Raw genomic sequence first — 18196 nt, 5'->3', positions numbered from 1 at the left:
ATATTTGTTTAGTGTTTATGAATCCAAATCTAACTAAAAATTAAAACACAACAAAACTTTAACATTGAAATTTTTATCGCCTCTCACGGTTTTTATATTTTTTAGCTCTTCCGGTTATTTTTTCCTTACGGTCTTCTTTAATCTCTTTAAATTTTTCATACTGCTCCGGCGTAAGTATTTTCTTCATTTCTTTTTGCATTGCAATTTCATCATCAAGTCTTTTGCTTTGCATTTCATAACGCTCATCCGCAGTAGGTTTTGTGCCTTCTTCTTTACGCTCTTTTACGGCAGCTTTTGCCTGTTCATGCTTTTTGCTTTTCTCTGTAAGCAGCTTTTTAACTTCCGCCTGTTGTTTTTCATTAAGGTCAAGCGCAAGTGTCATTTTTTTCAGTTGCAGCTCAACCCTTTGCTCTTGTGTAAGCCTTTCCCTGTGTTCGCCTCTTCTTTCCTGGGCATTAGCAGTAAGCCCGAGAGCCATAACCAATACTAACATCAACATTCTCATAATTCTGATTTTTTACGATTATAGTAATAAGACGTTAAACAAAACAAAAGGTTTAATTAATGTTATATGAATTTTTTTTGGAAATGCTTTTGAAGTGAAGCAGAATGAATTATGGATGTATATTATCCATGTAGGTAAATATTATCAAAACCAAATATAAGATATTTAAATATTTGTTACTGTTTTGTAGATTTGTGAAAAAGACTTATGAAAAATATCTTATTTACATTACTGTTACTGACAGCTTGTATATGTACTGCACAGCAAGTTAATAAGCATTCGGTTTATGTTTGCCTTAATGAAGCTGATGTGTCTGTAAGGCAGATTTTAGAGCCTGTTACAGAAGTTGCTGATGCTGTTGTGGAAAAGGCGATACAAATGCCGCAGGACCGTTTTGACTACCTTAAACAACAGGCAGAAAAGATTCATGGAAACAGTATGTCGGTAGAAAAGCTGAACAGAATATATAAGCTTACTTTTACCGGTAAAGATGACGCTTTTATTGACGATGTTTTAAATAAACTTACCTCCTTGCCGGGTATAACTTATGCCATTAAGGAAAGACAGCCTGTAAAGCCTCCTATTGATATTTTACCCATTACGCCCGACTATTTCTTCTCTCAGGAATATATACAGGGCAACCCGGGTGTAAATATGCAGTATGCATGGGATTTGGGCTACGCAGGCTCCGGGGTTAAAGTGAGGGATATAGAATATGGTGTAAATGTAAACCACGAAGACCTGAGTGAAAAGAACGTTTCTATAGCTGAGGGAATGACTGTTTCCCCAGATGCAACTGTAGCGTTTACAGAGCATGGTACAGCAGTTATTGGGGTGGTTTATGCCGATCATGGTACTTACGGTATCAGCGGTATGGCACACGAGGCTGAGGAGGCGGTGTTGTATCCTGAATGGACAATTGAAAACGGATATAACCGTATCTATGCTATTACACAGGCAATAGCCGGTTCTGATGCAGGTGATGTAATTATTTATGAGATGCAGGTACCGGCATTTTCTGAATTTGACTTTGTCCCAGCTGAATATGACCCGTTAGTGTGGGATTTAACCAAAGCAGCCACAGATGCAGGCATTGTAATACTTGCCGCAGCAGGAAACGGTAGCCAGAACCTTAACTCGACAGCATTTGCAGAATATAATAACAGAGGTGACAGTGGCGCTGTAATAGTTGGCGCAGGAACGTATGATACTAACCATGACAGGTTAGGTTTCAGTACGTATGGCGACAGGGTTAATGTGCAGGCATGGGGCTATAATGTTATGACCACAGGATATGGCGATTTGTTTGCCATAGGTAATGATTTTAACCAGTATTACACCCTGTTTAGCGGAACAAGTGCTGCAACGCCAATAGTGGCATCATGCGCCGTGGTATTGCAATCGTATTATTATGATAAAACCGGTAACTATTTAACCAGCCAGCAAATTAGGGACATACTGGTACAGACAGGAATACAGCAGGGCTTCTTAACCCAGTCGCAACCCATAGGCCCGCTGCCTGATATGCAGGCGGCAATAGCATTTATAAACGCTAACCTTTTAAGCAGTCGCGACTATGCAGCGGATGATGTGTTACAGCTATTCCCTAACCCGGTAAGTGATAAGCTAACGATTATGGTTAAAGAAAATAGCATAGATTTTAAAATTAATGTCTATAACACTTTAGGGCAGGTGGTTTATAGTGCAGATAAAGTAGTTAGTAATGCAGATGTTGACCTTTCGGACTTAGGTAGCGGTGTTTATATTGTTGAGGTAAAAACCAACTCCAAACACTACACAAAACGCATCATAAAGCAATAACAAAAAAGGCAGCCTGATTCGGCAGCCTTTTTTGTTATAAATATCATATTTAAAGCATATGTATTTCTAACGAAGTATCGGTTTTTACAAGCTTTACAATTCCGTTAGATGTTAAGCCTTTTAAGGCTTTATCCCATTTTTTACCACTAAGCCCGGCCTGATTTTTAAGTGCATCAAGTGCTAACTGGCTGCTGGCTTTAAGTATTTCTACAATAGCCTTTTCGTCCTCACTTAATTCAGGGCCTTTTTTCTCCGGCCTCATCTGCGGGAAGAAAAGCACTTCCTGTATCGACGGATTATTGGTTAAGAACATTATAAGCCTGTCCATACCAATGCCAAGTCCCGATGTTGGCGGCATTCCATATTCAAGTGCACGCAAAAAGTCAGAGTCAATAAATTGTGCAGCCTCAACATCGCCGCGTTCGCTTAGCTTAAGCTGGGCCTCAAAACGCTCGCGCTGGTCAATAGGGTCATTAAGCTCACTGTAGGCATTCGCAATTTCTTTTCCGCATACCATAAGCTCAAAACGCTCTGTAAGCTCAGGGTTATCACGGTGCTCTTTGCAAAGCGGGCTCATCTCTTTAGGGTAATCGGTAATAAAGGTTGGCTGTATAAAGTTGCCCTCGCATTTCTCGCCAAATATTTCATCTATCAGCTTGCCCTTGCCCATAGTTAAATCAACCTCTATGCCCATGCCTTTGGCAGCTTCAAATATTTCCTCTTCTGTTTTTCCGGTAATGTCGAAACCTGTAAACTGCTTAATGGCATCGGTCATGGTAACGCGAGCATAAGGCGCTTTAAAGTCAACCTTATGCTCGCAAAAAGTAGCCTCTGTAGTACCATTAACGGCTATGGCACAATGCTCAAGTAGTTTTTCGGTAAACTCCATCATCCAGTTGTAGTCTTTATAGGCTACATATATTTCCATAGCGGTAAACTCAGGGTTGTGCGTCCTGTCCATACCCTCATTACGAAAGTTCTTAGAGAATTCATAAACACCGTCAAAACCGCCAACTATAAGCCTTTTCAGGTAAAGCTCGTTAGCAATACGCATATATAGCGGAATATCCAGTGAGTTGTGGTGCGTTACAAACGGCCTTGCTGCCGCGCCCCCCGGAATGGGCTGTAATATTGGCGTTTCTACCTCAAAATAACCTTTATCGTTAAAAAAGCTGCGCATTGCATTAAAAAGCTTGGTACGCTTTACAAATACCTCTTTTACCTGCGGATTTACCACAAGGTCTACATAGCGCATACGGTATCGCAGCTCAGGGTCGGTAAAGCCGTCGTGCACTTTACCATCTGCATCTGTTTTAGGTAATGGCAATGGGCGGAGTGTTTTGCTTAGCAGCGAAAAATCGGTAACCTTAATGGTTTTTTCGCCTACCTGTGTTGTAAAGAGTTCGCCTTCAACGCCAATAAAGTCGCCAAGGTCTATCAGTTTTTTAAAAAGCTCGTTGTATTTAGTTTTGTCTTCGCCAGGGCAAATTTCGTCGCGGTTCAGGTAAAGCTGAATACGGCCGGTGCTGTCCTGAAGCTCGGCAAATGATGCCTTGCCTTGTATGCGGAAACTCATGATACGGCCTGCTACAACCACCTTTTTGCCTTCAGAAAAATCTTCTTTCACCTGTTTGGCAGTATGGTCTACAGGGAAAAGGTTAGCGGGATACGGATTGATGCCAAGTTTCCTGAGCGCATCCAGTTTTTCTCTACGAATGATTTCTTGTTCTGAAAGCTGCATGATTATTTTTGTTTATAAGCCCGCAAAGATAGTGAATATTAAGAAATAAGCAATTTGGATTTTGTAATGCACTGCCTGTTAAATGTAACCGTGGCTTAAACTTTTAGTATCTTTGTGTTTCATATTACTCATAATGAATAAAACCGTTTTATATAAAGACCTGGGCAGGAAAGACTATAAAGAAACCTGGGATTACCAGGAAGAACTTTTTAAAGGCATACTCGATGTAAAAATAAAGAACAGGAGGGAACGCACAGAACAAGCTACACCAAACTATTTTTTATATGTAGAGCATCCGCATGTGTATACGCTGGGCAAAAGCGGTGATGCGGAAAACATGCTGCTTAATGAAGAGCAGCTTAAAGAAAAAGGAGCCACTTTTTATAAGATAAACCGCGGGGGAGATATTACCTATCATGGCCCGGGGCAGGTTGTGGGTTACCCGATACTTGACCTTGAGAATTTTTTTACAGATATACACAAGTACCTTCGTCTGCTTGAAGAATGTATAATTTTAACCATGGCCGATTATGGCTTAACAGCCGGAAGGAGTGAAGGTGAAACAGGTGTATGGCTTGATGTGGGCACGCCATTTGCCCGCAAAATATGCGCTATGGGTGTTAGGGCTTCGCGCTGGGTTACCATGCACGGTTTTGCTTTTAACGTAAATGCCGACCTTGGCTACTTTGATAATATCATTCCATGCGGGATAAGAGGGAAAGGGGTAACATCCTTAAATGTTGAACTCGGCAGGGACTATGTGGATGAGGGTGATGTTAAAAATAAGATACTGCGTCACTTTAGCATGCTTTTTGAAGCATATTTAGTACAGGAAGAAGAAAAATAGATTATAGTAAACTCTCTGAACCGAACTCGAGCTCAAGTTGCTCCGGCAAAAGTCGGAAAGACATGCGGTGGTATTTTGTAGTGCCATATTTGCGGATAGCTTCACGATGCTCGGCTGTAGGATATCCTTTGTTGCTTTTCCAGTTATACATCGGATATTCTTCATGTATCTTATTCATATACTCATCGCGGTAAGTTTTAGCAAGGACAGAAGCAGCGGCAATGCTGAGGTATTTGCTGTCGCCTTTAACAATGCAACTGTGCGGAATATTACTTACAGGTTTAAATCGATTACCATCAACAATGATGTATTCAGGAACCGGGTTAAGCGCTTTAATACATTCCTGCATAGCATATATAGAAGCGTTAAGTATATTGATTTCGTCTATTATAGCGGGTTCTATATTGATTACATGATAGCAAAGCGCGGCTTTTTCAATTAACGGGCGCAACCTGTCACGTGTCTTTTCACTTAGTTGCTTAGAATCATTAAGCTGTTCCATTTCAAAATCAGGCGGTAATATAACTGCTGCTGCTGTAACAGGCCCTGCAAGACAACCCCTGCCTGCCTCGTCTGTGCCTGTTTCATATTTAAACCCCGAATGATTAAGTAACAGCATAAAAACCCGCTTTGCATATTTAACGTACAAATCTATGTATTATGGTGTGAACTAAAAAATTAACATACGTAGAATGATTTTAATTTATATTTTTGCTAATCATTTTTTTGGGAAAATGTTATAAATTAAATTTTTCGAAGGAAATACGCTATTAACTATTAATTATTTAAGAAATGAAGAAAAATACCGTAAAGTTGTTCATGCTGGCATTTGCTATCGGGGGCAGCTTAACTGCTTACTCCCAAACCAAAGAGCAGGCAGCAAAAATCCTGAGCCATTATGATTTGGTTAAGACCAGGGAGCTTGTTGAAGAACTCAGGGTTAAGAATGAAAAAAGCTACAACAGGGCAATGGAACTTGCTGAAGCTAATGGATGGCCGCTTGTAATAAAAATGGACGGTTATAATCAAACATTGGTAGGCGTAACAGAAAATGATGAGCCTATATATATACAGCCTTATAACGATGCTGCTGCATTTACAGCAAGGGTTAACCTTATTAATTCAGGAGGCTCTTTAGGTTATGACCTAAATGGCCAGGGTATGACTGTCGGAATGTGGGAGCCCGGAAAAGTAAGAACATCTCATAATGATCTTTCAGGTGCGGTTACTGTAAAAGACGGAGCTGTTTTTGATGGCGACAATACATCCAGCGATAACAGCCACGCAACACACGTAGCAGGAACAATGATTGGGAGGGGAGATGTGGACCCGGACAAGCGTGGGCTTGCTTATGAGGCAAATATGTTTGCCTATGATGCCAGTAATGATACTGCAGAAGCATTGGCTGCGGCAACTGACCCGAATCAGCCTATTTTGGTTTCAAACCATTCTTACGGATGGAATCCTGCCCAATGGCCGGAGTGGAGAAGAGGAGCTTATACATCTGAAAGTGCAACATGGGACAATATATGTTCTTCTGCACCATACTACCAGCCCGTATTTGCTGCCGGTAACTATAGGGTTGGTGAAACCAAAGACTGGCTTATAAGCGACGGAACTTCAAAAAATATTGTTGTTGTAGCTGCCAGTGAGCGTATTTTTAATTCTAACCCAAGCCCATCTGCAATTACAATGAGTGATTTTAGCAGCTATGGCCCAACAGATGACAGGAGGATTAAGCCGGATATTGCTGCCGATGGTGTTGGTGTAATTTCATGCGACTCTTTTAATAACACGTCATATACAACTAAAAGTGGTACTTCTATGGCGGCTCCGGGTGTTGCCGCGTCACTATTGTTAATGCAACAGCATTATAATAATGAAAACAGTAATTTTATGAGGGCTTCTACCCTAAGGGGGCTTATGATTCATACTGCTGATGAGGCAGGTTTATATGACGGGCCTGACCACAGGTTTGGGTGGGGCTTAATAGATGCTGCCGCAGCAGTGCAGCTTATAACAAAAGACAAAAACGGTACCGGTGCGCTTATAGAAGAAAATACACTTAACCAGGGAGGCTCTTACACGAAAACGGTTAAAGGTACCGGCGGAAAGATGAAAGTAACAATTTGCTGGACAGATCCTTTTAAACCGGGTTCTGTTAACAGTGGTTCTAATAACTCTACTACTCCTGTACTTGCAAACAACCTTGATGTAAGGGTTACTAAAGGCGGTGAGACGTTTTTCCCTTGGAGACTAAATAATATTGTTGACCTTGCTCCTATTAAAGCGGATAACAATGTTGATAATGTTGAGGTAATAGAAATTGAAACAACAGAAGCAGGAGCAGACTATGTAATTACTGTAACACATAAAAACAGCCTGCAGGGAGGTACTCAGGATTATGCGTTAATTGCTGATGGTATAACTAATATTAATGGCTTATCTGATAAAGAAAATAGCCTTGTTGGTGTTTATCCTAACCCGGCAACAGATGTATTAAACTTTAGCCTGAGTAATTCACTTGCATCAGAGGGCTGCATCATTACTTTATATGATATGCAGGGAAGACAGGTAAAGAAAGTTGAAAAGTTTGTTGGGTCTATAGATGTTGCAGACCTGAATTCGGGTGTTTATGTACTTACTGTGGAAATACCATCACAAAACTATTCGCAAACAGAAAAAATAGTAATAAACTAAACTTTACATAAATTTTAAAATTAACTAATTATTTTACGCAACCTTTTTCTTAATAATTTATCTATATAAAACAAAGTGCTAAGATTTCATAATAATTTACACGTGTTGTAAAACATTATTATTCCGAAGTAATACTTGTTTTATTAATAAATTATTAAGAAGTTTGCGGTTAACTAACTCAAATTAATAAAGTATGAGATCGAAGTTTACTTGGATTATGACGCTCTTGCTGGCGTTTTCATTTGGTTTCTCTTTTGCGCAGGAGAAAACAGTAACCGGTACGGTGACGGATGAAGTCGGTCCGCTTCCTGGTGCCAGTGTGCTAGTTAAAGGTACACAAAGAAGTGTGCAGACTGATATTAATGGTAGGTACTCTATCAATGCTAATGTTGGGGATGTTCTTGAATATTCTTATGTTAGTTATCAAACACAATCGGCAACTGTAGGAGCATCAAACACAATTGATATAGTGCTTTCTGCTACTGTTCTGGATGTTGTTGTAAAAGACGTGTACAGGACTACTACTGAAAGAAAATCAGTTTCTGCGGTTAAGGTCTTGTCAGTTGAAGCGGTAGAAGACAGGGCAAATGCCAACATCCTGCAAAGCCTTCAGGGGCAGGTGGCAGGTCTTAACATTGCTACAGGTTCTGGCCAGCCGGGTGCCGACGTTACCATTATCCTTCGTGGTATTGGTTCGATAAACGGTAACATTGAGCCTTTATTTGTAGTGGATGGTATGCCTGTTGATGAAGATGGTTTTAGAAGTATCAACCAAAATGATATTGCTTCTTACCAGATTCTTAGTGATGCTGCTGCTACTTCTATCTATGGTAACAGGGGTGCTAACGGTGTAATCGTTATTACTACTAAAAAAGGTAGCTACGGTAAAAAACTAGGTATCCGTTATACTTCTCAGTTTGGTTTTACCCAACTGCAGCCTCTTAACATGGAACTGATGAGCTCAAGGCAATTGCTTTACTTCCAGAAAGAGAACGGCGTAGGTTTCGGTTCAACTTTAACTGATGCCGAGATTGATGCAAGAGCCGCTCAAACCAATACATACTGGGCTGATATCTTCTTCAGGACCGGTGTTACAAAATCTCACGATATTGCAATAACTTCAGGTTCTGAAAATACAAATAACTTTACATCTCTTGGTTATTTTGAGCAGGATGGTGTTTTCCTTAACACTAGCCTTAAGCGCTTTACAGTAAGGAATAACTTTCAGGGTAAATCAGAAAACGGTAAGTTTAACTACGGTCTTAACCTTAATGCTAACTTTTCAAGGTCTAGCGGTATAGATGGTGCCGGTAGTAATGCTGTATTCTTTGCGCCTTTCAGGGCTGCATTACATGGTTTACCATACCTGTCTCCTTATAATCCTGACGGAAGCATCACTATTGATGGAGGTTTAACTCCTGGTGATCCTGATGGTGTTATTGTAGATAACGTTCCTTATGTATTGTTGAACTCTGCAAGGATGAATACTGATATTGAGGATGAGATTAAAATACTTGCCAGCTTTAGTGCTGATTACAACTTTGCCGAACACTTTACTGCTGCTATGCAGATGGGTGTTGACTTTAGCAACTTTAAAACACTTGAAATACTTCATCCTGACAGTTTACTAGGGCCATTCCAGGTAGACCAGGATGCAGAGTTTGGTGGTATTCAGCAGGAAGCTTCTTCAAGAGACTTCAGGTTTAACTCACTTTTTAGTGTTAACTATCAAAATACTTTTGCTGAAAAGCATAATGTTAGTGTTTCTGCTTATGTTGAGTATAACAAAGCACATTTAGATGGCATAAACTTTACACAGCTTGGTTTAGATCCAAGGCTTGTAGGTTCTGGTGCAGCTTTTATACCCGGTGATACCTTTGAAGATCTTGATGGTAACCCTGCTACTCCGGATACACAGCCATACATACCAACTGTTGGTTCTACTAAACTAGAAGAAGGCCTTTTCTCTTACTTTGGTAACGTTGATTATGATTATGATGGAAGGTTCGGTTTAACAGCAACGGTAAGGCGTGATGCATCTTTCAGGTTTATTGATGACAACAGGTGGGGTACTTTCTACTCTGTGGGTGGTCGTTGGAACATTGATACAGAATCATTTATGGATGGTTCTTCTTTCAACCTTCTTAAGCTAAGGGGTTCATTTGGTACCTCTGGTAACCAAAGGATAAGCAATACTCAATATGCTGCACTTAACCTTTACAGGAGCCTTTATGGTGCAGGTGGCGGATATAACGGTTCAGTGTCTACTGTACCTACTACAATCGGTAACCCTGACCTTAGGTGGGAGCAGACAGAGCAGACTAACATAGGTGTTGACTTTGGTGTTTGGGAAAACAAGTTAACAGGTACTGTTGACGTATATAGGAAATTAACTACTGACCTTTTCCAGGATACTCCTGTTTCTCCTGTAAATGCTACATCTTCTATTGATACCAACATTGGTGCTATGGAAAACGAAGGTGTTGAGTTAACATTAAAATATACACTATATAACAAAAATGACTGGAGAATTGAAGTTAATGGTAACACATCATACAACAAGAACAAGATAAGGGATTTACCTGAAAGCTTTGAAGGTGTTGTAAATGATGGTGGTTCTACTGCACTACTTGAAGGAGAATCATTCGGTACTTTCTATGTGGTTCGTTATGCCGGTGTTAACCCATCTAACGGTAACCCGCTATTCTATACTGCTGAAGGTGGATTAACTGAAACTCTAAACGATGCTGACAGGGTTTCTACAGGTAAATCATATATCCCTGTATGGCAGGGTGGTTTCGGTACTTTTGTAAGCTACAAAGGTTTCGAATTCAGTACACAATGGGCTTACGTAGCTGATATATACAGGAATAACCTTGACTATGCAGAACTTGAAGAGACAAACGTACTTGATGACGGTTCTAACAGGGTTGTTTCAACAGCTAACGCTTGGAAAAATCCTGGTGATATTACTAGCGTACCACGTATAGGAAATGCATTTGGTGCTGTAGATTACATTAACTCTACCGACAGGTATCTTGAAGATGCTTCATACCTAAGGCTAAGGAATGTAATGCTTGGCTATACATTTAGCCCTGAATTATTGAAAGAAACACCTTTTACAGGTCTAAGGTTCTTCGTACAGGGTGAAAACCTTCTTACTTTCAGCTCATGGAGAGGCTGGGATGCTGAAGGTGGTTTCAGGAGCACAGACAGGGGTAACTATCCAACTCCTAAAATTTACACTCTTGGAGCAGTTATTAATTTCTAAAAAAAATGAAAATGAAAAACATATTTAAATTTAGCTTATTAGCGCTGTTTTTAGGATTTGTTTCCTGTGATGATGCTACCGATATCAGGCAGGAGTCGGAGCTTGATGAAGAAGTTGCTTACCAGACGGTGGATGACCTGCAATCAGGACTTAATGGTGTATATGCTGCATACGGACCTGATTTTGGAGGTAACGGAGCCGGAGATATTATTCTGTTTAATGCTTTATTTACCGATAATATCAAAAGGGGTATAAACAGTAGCGGACAGGGTAACCAGGAGTATAATTTTATACTTCAGCCGGGTACAGATTTTCCTAACAGGCTATGGTCTAACCGTTATGCTACTATTAACTTCTCTAACAGGTTACTAAGAGCCTGGGAAAGAGTTGCAGCAGGCCTTACTGATGAGAATGAGATTGTTCGTGCAAACCATATTAAAGGGCAGGCAATTGCTATGAGGGCTCTTTGCCACTTTGATTTGCTGCAGTATTTCTCGCCAAACTATCAGGATGATGATGCTCCGGGCGTAATCATAATGGATTTTGTGCCTAATGTTACTGAAAATTATCAAAGAAGTTCAACAGGCGAAGTATTCGAATTTATAAAGGCAGATCTTGATGAAGCAGCCGGATTATTAGCTGGGTTTACCAACCCTCCTTATTATATCAACGGTGATGTTGTTCAGGCAATAAGGACAAGAGTAGCGCTTTGTGAAGGCGACTACGAAACCGCAAGGACACTGTCTACAGACCTTGCTACCCGTTTTGCGCCTGTAGAACCTGAACAATATTTTGCTATGTTTATTGATGATGCTACTTCAGATGAAGAAATATTTACATTGGCAAGGGTTCAGGGTGATAACGGAGTTGTAAGCCTTTTCTATGCTAATGAGTCTACAATAAGCGGTAGCCCGTTCTTTGAGCTTTCAAACAGTTTATTCAATGCCATTCCTAGCGGTGATATCAGGAGGCAGGTTCTTGTTGAGCCGACTTCAGATATAAATGCTAATATCTTACTTATTGGTAAGTACAGAGGTAATGCAGCTGACCAGCAAATTAACGATATCAAATTGATACGCGGTTCTGAAATGTACCTGATCATGGTAGAGACTATGGCTCGTGCAGGTATGTTAAATGAGGCTGAGCAGGCAATGCTTGCGTTCCGCCAGACTCGTAATTTATCAGGTACTGTGTTTGCTCCGAATTATAATACAACTGATGAAGCACTTGTTGACGTTTTAGCTGAAAGGCGTATTGAGCTTGCTTTTGAAGGACACAGGTATCTTGACCTTAAAAGGCTTGGTGCTGAACTTGGTATAGGAATTGATCGTGATGATGCTGACTGCGCATCGTTCTCAGCTCCTTGTAGCTTACCTGCGGGTGACTATAGGTTTACACTACCTATACCACGTAACGAGGTTAGGGCAAATCCTTCAATTGAGCAAAATCCCCAGTATTAAAATAAAAAAAATTGATTATGAAATTAATTGTTAAATTATTATTTATTGCTTTAGTTTTTGCATCATGCGAAGACGTTGAGCCCATTGTATACAATGGCAATATAGAGCAAAACCAAACTTTTTTAAGTTTTTCAAGATCTTCTTACTTATTACCTGTTGTGCAAAACACTACAGGTGAAGTAGTAGTGACTTTAAATTCTAGTACAGTTGCTGATTATGACAGGACATATAACATAGAAGTTACACTTCCTGATAACCAGTCTGCTGCTAATCCTGAAACTTTTGAAGTACCGGGTTCTATAACAATTCCTGCAGGTGAATACCAAGGCTTTATGACTATTACAGGAGTTGATAATAACCTTGTTGACGAGAACAGGAGATCATTTACTATCACAATAACCAATGTTGATGAAAACACTGAAATTGCTGATAGCAATTCTGCGGTAATCAATATCTATGAAGTTTGTCCGTTACAAGATGATTTCCTTGGTCAGTATCAGGTACAGGTTATTAATCCATGGTTAGCGCCAACCCTTCCTGCTTTCTCTGCCGGCGTGGTTACTCTAACTCAGGGTGATACTCCTTTTGAAAGGGTATTTACTGCTAACGTATATCCGGGATATTGTGGTGCTACTCAGTTAACAATTGCATTTGCATGTAACTTTGTTAACCTTTCTGAAGAAGTTGAAACTTGTCTTCGTTGTACAAGCGATCCTGCTGATTTACTTATCACATTTGCACCTGTTGATTTAGATATGAGGTCTCCTTACGATACTAATGATGATTCTTATTTTGAATTAACATTTAACGAAAACTCTGTAGGTAACTGTGGTGATGGCGATCAATTTGCTGTTGTAACATTTACAAAGATTGAGTAGTAATTAAAAACTTAAAATCAATTATGAAAAAAATATTTTATAGCATTTTAACAATAGTTACCGCTCTGTCAATAGCCAGCTGTGATTATAACAATCCTAATGAAGATAGATTCGGTTTAGATTCAGAAAGTGGTTGGTTAGAGTTTGAGGTAGCTAACACCTATGTGATTTCCGGTCTTCAGACCGAGTTTACTGTGCCTGTTAAGCTTATGGCGCCAACCAATAAATCTGGCTTAAGCTTTAACTACACTATTACTGATGTTGATGGTACTTTAGACGGAGTTGTCGGATATACCGGTACAGGTAGTGTTCCTAAAAACAGTGTTGATGGTAGCATCGTGTTTACTTTACCAGAAGCTGAACTTACTTCTTGTGTTACGTTTACAATTACTTTAACTTCTACCAGCCGTAGTAATGTACAGATTGGCCTTGAAGATAACAGTAAGCCAATAACACATACAGTAACTGTTGGAAGAGGTCGTAACTTTTTACTAGGAAATTATAATACAATAGAAGACGGAACATTTACATATACTACAGTTGTTTCTGCCGGTGAAGCGCCAAATGAAATAATTGTTAATAATATATATGATGCAAATCCTGATTCTGAAACTCAACTTTTCCTTCAGGCTGTTTCTAGAAGCGCTGATGGGATGGTTTCTTATCCTAATTTCTTAAATAACTACCTGTTTACAAATAGTAATGTTGGAGATCTTTATGTAAGTAATGATTATGCTACTTTCTTTGATGAAGAGGCTCCTTCAAGTACTATTGATGCATGTTCAGGTGTTTTTGATCTTAATTTCTTCCTGGTATATGGAGACCCGGGAGCATATGAAACAACAAACACAATTAATGTTGTAATGACAAAACAATAATTCGTAATTATTGCATTATATAAAACCCGCTTTATAAGCGGGTTTTTTTATGAATAGTTGTTTTTAAAAATTATATTTGCTACCGCACATTATTGCAGGATATGTTTAGGAAACTCATACTTCTTTTTGTTATTTTTCTGATATCTGCCGGGGCAGATGCACAGGTATTGCGCAGTAAAGCCGATAGCCGCAGTGCCTCTGACACAACCAGTATGTCAAGGAGATCTTTTAATGCTTCTCCAGCAACAAAAACCGCATCTGATTCTATCGCTACGATAGATATGTATAAGATTGTCACGTTAGACAGGGATACTACCTATGTAGATACATCGCTTACCATTAAGGCAGAGTATAAAGCTAACTATTTACGTAAAGATAATTTCGGGCTATTGCCATTCAATAACATAGGTCATACCTACAATATTCTTGATTACAGCCTTGTTGAGCATGACCCTTTCCCCCAGTTTGGCTTCAGGGCAAAGCAATTTGCATATATGGAAGTTGATGATATCAGGTATTATAATGTAGTAACACCGTTTACAGATCTTTTTTATCGCTCGGTACTGCAACAGGGGCAGATAATGGATGCATTTATTACAGCAAATACATCACCCAACCTTAACTTTGCAGTAGGGTATAAAGGCCTTCGCTCTATTGGTAAGTATATAAATTCTATAGTAAGTAATGGTAATTTCAGGTTTATTACAAGCTATAATACTACAGACAAGCGCTATATACTAAAGCTCCATATTACTGCTCAGGACTTTTCGAGCCAGGAGAATGGAGGTATAGTGAGCCTTGAAAACTTTGAAAGTGGTGAAGAGCCCTTTACACAAAGGGAACGCCTTGAAGTATATTTAAATGACGCCACGTCTTTGCTAAGGGGTAACCGCTATTTTGCAGACCATACCTTCAGGCTGAGTAAAGATAACCCAAACAGTATAGTACTGCACCACAGGTTTAATTACGAAAATAAATTCTTCAACTATACACAGGCCACAGTTAGTGATAGATTTGGCGACGCTTTTACCAACAGGATATATGATAAGACCCGATATAATCGTATGTATAATATGGTTGGTGCTGCTTACTCTAATCAGGATATTGGTGATGTAGAATTTTATCTTGAAGATTTTAATTATAATTATTATTACAACAGGATTGTTTTAGGTGAAGATGGAACTATAGCCATACCAAACTCCCTTAGCGACCGCATAAATACCTATGGTGCGCGCTACAGCTATCAGAAAGGAAAGTGGAAGGGAAGCCTTTTGGTTTCTAATTCTATAACAGATCAGTCGCTTGCTAATATAGAAGGTTCTGTAAGATACAGGCTTGATGAAGATAACACCATTAGGCTACGCTACCAGAAAATGAACAAGCTGCCTAACCTTAACTTCAGGTTGTACCAAAGCGATTATGCCAATTACAATTGGAGCAACAATTATAAAAATGAGAAAATAAACAGCTTTGAAGCCGAAGCTGTAACAAAATGGGTTTCTGCATCAGCACAATACACTATACTTAACGACCATCTTTATTTTAAAAATACCAATACACTTGTTAACGAGCAGGGTTTAGATTCGCTGTTACTCATTAAACCTGATCAGTACGATAATACAATAAACTATTTTTCGGTAAAACTGAATAAAGAATTCCGTTACTGGAAACTGGCGCTCGATAATACAGTGTTGTACCAGCAGGTAGGTCAGGATAACAACATACTTAATGTTCCGGATTTTGTAACCCGTAACACATTATATTTTTCAGATGCTTTCTTCAAGAAAGCGCTGTACATTCAAACGGGTGTAACCTTTCAGTATTTTACGGAATATTATGGTAATGACTATAATCCGCTTATAGGCGAGTTTTATGTGCAGGAACGTAAAAAAATAGGTGGTTATCCATTGCTGGATTTCTTCATCAATGCAAAAATCCGTCAGTTCAGGTTATTCCTCAAAGCCGAGCATTTTAATTCAGGCTTTGACAACCCGAACTTTTATAGTGCGCCAAATTATCCTTACAGGGATTTTACCATCCGGTTTGGTATAATATGGGACTTCTTTACCTAAAAGCATAATTAACTATTATATCTGAAGGATTCGCAATATCTTTGCCCTGAAATTTTAATTCAGATAAATCTGCTGTAATGAAATACGCAAAAAATATACTGGAAACCATTGGTAATACTCCTTTGGTTAAGCTTAACAAAATTACAAAAGAGATAAATGCCCTTGTTTTGGCAAAAGTTGAAACCTTTAACCCCGGCAACTCTGTTAAAGACCGTATGGCGGTTAAAATGATAGAAGATGCCGAAGCTGATGGCAGGCTAAAACCTGGAGGCACTATTATAGAGGGTACATCTGGCAATACAGGTATGGGTCTTGCTCTTGCGGCAATCGTAAAAGGTTATAAACTGATTTGCGTTATATCAGATAAGCAGTCTAAAGAAAAAATGGATATACTAAGGGCTGTTGGCGCCAAGGTAGTGGTTTGCCCTACTGATGTAGAGCCAACCGACCCACGCTCATACTATTCGGTTTCCAAGCGTTTGGCTACAGAAACCCCAAATGCATGGTATGTAAACCAGTATGATAACCCGTCTAATGCCATTGCACATTACGAGCAGACCGGTCCTGAAATTTGGGAACAGACCGAAGGTAAAATCACCCATTTTGTGGTTGGTGTGGGTACGGGCGGTACTATATCCGGCGTAGCAAAATACCTTAAAGAACGCAACCCTAACGTTAAAATATGGGGTATAGATACCTATGGCTCTGTATTCAAGAAATATCACGAAACAGGTGTGTTTGACGAGAATGAAATTTATTCATATATAACAGAAGGCATCGGTGAAGACATTCTCCCTAAAAATGTTGATTTCTCTTTAATCGACGGCTTTACTAAGGTTACAGATAAAGATGCAGCGGTATATACCCGCAGGCTGGCCCTTGAAGAAGGTATTTTTGTGGGTAACTCAGCCGGGGCGGCAATAAAAGGTGTGTTACAGCTAAAAGAACATTTTAAGCCCGAAGATGTTGTTGTAGTGCTTTTCCACGATAGTGGCAGCAGGTATGTGGGTAAGATGTTTAATGATGACTGGATGCGCGAGCGCGGCTTTTTAGAAGAAGAAATAACCAAGGCACAAGACCTTATCAAAGAACATATAGATAAGCCGCTTGTAGTGGTGCGAACTGAGGAGTTGGTATCGCACGCTATAGAGCGCCTGCGCAAGTATAAGATATCGCAAATACCCGTAATAGACACAACAGGCTTTGTAGGCTCTGTAGATGAAACAGACCTTTTCCGCAGTTATGTGGAAGATAAGGACATTTCTGAAAAACCGATTAAGGATGTAATGGGTAAGCCTTATCCGGTTGTGCAGGCCAACACCTCCGTAGAGGAAGTCTCAAAGCTTATTAACAAAGACAACCAGGCAGTACTGGTTGATTTGGGAGATGGCAGGCACCACATAATAACAAAACACGATATCATAAGCGCCATAAAATAACACGAACCCCTGCCACGGCAGGGGTTTTTATTTATATTTGTTTTTTAGCTCAGGATATGGACTTTATCGCAATAGATTTTGAAACCGCTACAGGCCACCCGCACAGTGCCTGTGCTGTTGGTATTGTTACGGTACAGCAGGGTATCATTACAGATGAATATTACACACTGATACAGCCGCCTGATAATGAATACTGGTATCGTAATATTATGGTTCATGGTATTAAGCCCGTTCAGACTTTAGATATGCCTATGTTTGATGATTTATATCCCGAGATACACAAACGGCTTTACGGGGGTACTATAGTGGCACACAACGAAGTTTTTGACCGTAATGTGCTGAAAAAAACCATGCGTTGGTATGGCCTGTATTATGATGAACTTGAAATAGCCGACAGGTGGGAGTGTACCTGCCGGATATACAGGGCTAAAGGCTACAAACCAGCCAACCTGAAAGCCTGTAGTGACAGGCACGGTATAGAACTAAACCACCATGAGGCATTGTCTGATGCGCGAGCGTGTGCGAAATTATATATATTGCACCAACGGCAGGTAAAGCTTATGCTGTAATAAATCATACCAACT

Annotated in this window: 13 protein-coding genes; 10 read left to right on the top strand and 3 right to left on the bottom strand. The window is 39.8% G+C overall.

The annotated features are described in order from the left end of the window. Nucleotides 1–73: 73 nt before the first annotated feature. A complete protein-coding gene (locus tag Q0K96_RS00435) occupies nt 74–505 on the bottom strand; it encodes a hypothetical protein (RefSeq protein ID WP_297332061.1) in 432 nt (143 codons plus the stop codon). Nucleotides 506–712: 207 nt separating this feature from the next. Here Q0K96_RS00435 and Q0K96_RS00430 point away from each other — a divergent pair, with 207 nt between their 5' ends. Next, nucleotides 713–2326, top strand: coding sequence for a S8 family peptidase (locus tag Q0K96_RS00430; RefSeq protein WP_297332060.1), 1614 nt, complete (start codon nt 713–715; stop codon nt 2324–2326). A 49-nt stretch (nt 2327–2375) separates the two neighbouring features. On the opposite strand, the gene lysS is transcribed toward Q0K96_RS00430, so the two are convergent. After that, a complete protein-coding gene (lysS, locus tag Q0K96_RS00425) occupies nt 2376–4067 on the bottom strand; it encodes a lysine--tRNA ligase (protein ID WP_297332059.1) in 1692 nt (563 codons plus the stop codon). Nucleotides 4068–4200: 133 nt separating this feature from the next. Here lysS and lipB point away from each other — a divergent pair, with 133 nt between their 5' ends. Beyond that, nucleotides 4201–4914, top strand: a complete 714-nt coding sequence (gene lipB / locus Q0K96_RS00420) for a lipoyl(octanoyl) transferase LipB (protein ID WP_297332058.1) — start codon at nt 4201–4203, stop codon at nt 4912–4914. Between the two features lies 1 nt (nt 4915). Here the strand turns inward: lipB and Q0K96_RS00415 are convergent, their stop codons facing one another. Further along, a complete protein-coding gene (locus tag Q0K96_RS00415) occupies nt 4916–5533 on the bottom strand; it encodes a ribonuclease HII (protein WP_297332057.1) in 618 nt (205 codons plus the stop codon). A gap of 173 nt (nt 5534–5706) precedes the next feature. Between Q0K96_RS00415 and Q0K96_RS00410 the strand changes: the two genes are divergently transcribed. The 8 genes from Q0K96_RS00410 to Q0K96_RS00375 all read left to right on the top strand — a co-directional run bounded on the left by Q0K96_RS00410 (nt 5707) and on the right by Q0K96_RS00375 (nt 18181). Beyond that, on the top strand, nt 5707–7614 hold the full coding sequence (locus Q0K96_RS00410) for a S8 family serine peptidase (RefSeq protein WP_297332056.1): 1908 nt from the start codon (nt 5707–5709) through the stop codon (nt 7612–7614). A 193-nt stretch (nt 7615–7807) separates the two neighbouring features. Continuing rightward, complete coding sequence (locus tag Q0K96_RS00405) at nt 7808–10885, top strand: SusC/RagA family TonB-linked outer membrane protein (RefSeq protein ID WP_297332055.1); 3078 nt, start codon at nt 7808–7810, stop codon at nt 10883–10885. A gap of 11 nt (nt 10886–10896) precedes the next feature. Further along, a complete protein-coding gene (locus Q0K96_RS00400; RefSeq protein ID WP_297332054.1) occupies nt 10897–12345 on the top strand; it encodes a RagB/SusD family nutrient uptake outer membrane protein in 1449 nt (482 codons plus the stop codon). Nucleotides 12346–12362: 17 nt separating this feature from the next. After that, entirely contained in the window at nt 12363–13223 is an 861-nt protein-coding gene (locus Q0K96_RS00395; protein WP_297332053.1) for a hypothetical protein, read from the top strand. A gap of 23 nt (nt 13224–13246) precedes the next feature. Then, nucleotides 13247–14101 (top strand): hypothetical protein, encoded by an 855-nt coding sequence (locus Q0K96_RS00390; protein WP_297332052.1) that lies wholly within the window; start codon nt 13247–13249, stop codon nt 14099–14101. Nucleotides 14102–14202: 101 nt separating this feature from the next. Further along, nucleotides 14203–16173, top strand: coding sequence for a putative porin (locus Q0K96_RS00385; protein ID WP_297332051.1), 1971 nt, complete (start codon nt 14203–14205; stop codon nt 16171–16173). Between the two features lie 77 nt (nt 16174–16250). Beyond that, entirely contained in the window at nt 16251–17612 is a 1362-nt protein-coding gene (locus tag Q0K96_RS00380) for a pyridoxal-phosphate dependent enzyme (RefSeq protein WP_297332050.1), read from the top strand. A 56-nt stretch (nt 17613–17668) separates the two neighbouring features. Beyond that, nucleotides 17669–18181, top strand: coding sequence for a 3'-5' exonuclease (locus tag Q0K96_RS00375; RefSeq protein ID WP_297332049.1), 513 nt, complete (start codon nt 17669–17671; stop codon nt 18179–18181). Nucleotides 18182–18196: the final 15 nt, after the last annotated feature.

This window comes from Flavobacterium sp., from assembly GCF_024305175.1.
Lineage (GTDB): Bacteria > Bacteroidota > Bacteroidia > Flavobacteriales > Flavobacteriaceae > Flavobacterium.
The sequence above is the reverse complement of the archived record's forward strand: the minus strand, read 5'-3'. Positions and strand labels throughout refer to the sequence as shown.

Excerpts from the sequence above, each read along its gene's own strand:
- Q0K96_RS00435 (WP_297332061.1), bottom strand. The coding sequence starts at position 505 with ATGAGAATGTTGATGTTAGTATTGGTTATGGCTCTCGGGCTTACTGCT.
- Q0K96_RS00430 (WP_297332060.1), top strand. The coding sequence starts at position 713 with ATGAAAAATATCTTATTTACATTACTGTTACTGACAGCTTGTATATGT.
- lysS (WP_297332059.1), bottom strand. The coding sequence starts at position 4,067 with ATGCAGCTTTCAGAACAAGAAATCATTCGTAGAGAAAAACTGGATGCG.
- lipB (WP_297332058.1), top strand. The coding sequence starts at position 4,201 with ATGAATAAAACCGTTTTATATAAAGACCTGGGCAGGAAAGACTATAAA.
- Q0K96_RS00415 (WP_297332057.1), bottom strand. The coding sequence starts at position 5,533 with ATGCTGTTACTTAATCATTCGGGGTTTAAATATGAAACAGGCACAGAC.
- Q0K96_RS00410 (WP_297332056.1), top strand. The coding sequence starts at position 5,707 with ATGAAGAAAAATACCGTAAAGTTGTTCATGCTGGCATTTGCTATCGGG.
- Q0K96_RS00405 (WP_297332055.1), top strand. The coding sequence starts at position 7,808 with ATGAGATCGAAGTTTACTTGGATTATGACGCTCTTGCTGGCGTTTTCA.
- Q0K96_RS00400 (WP_297332054.1), top strand. The coding sequence starts at position 10,897 with ATGAAAAACATATTTAAATTTAGCTTATTAGCGCTGTTTTTAGGATTT.
- Q0K96_RS00395 (WP_297332053.1), top strand. The coding sequence starts at position 12,363 with ATGAAATTAATTGTTAAATTATTATTTATTGCTTTAGTTTTTGCATCA.
- Q0K96_RS00390 (WP_297332052.1), top strand. The coding sequence starts at position 13,247 with ATGAAAAAAATATTTTATAGCATTTTAACAATAGTTACCGCTCTGTCA.
- Q0K96_RS00385 (WP_297332051.1), top strand. The coding sequence starts at position 14,203 with ATGTTTAGGAAACTCATACTTCTTTTTGTTATTTTTCTGATATCTGCC.
- Q0K96_RS00380 (WP_297332050.1), top strand. The coding sequence starts at position 16,251 with ATGAAATACGCAAAAAATATACTGGAAACCATTGGTAATACTCCTTTG.
- Q0K96_RS00375 (WP_297332049.1), top strand. The coding sequence starts at position 17,669 with ATGGACTTTATCGCAATAGATTTTGAAACCGCTACAGGCCACCCGCAC.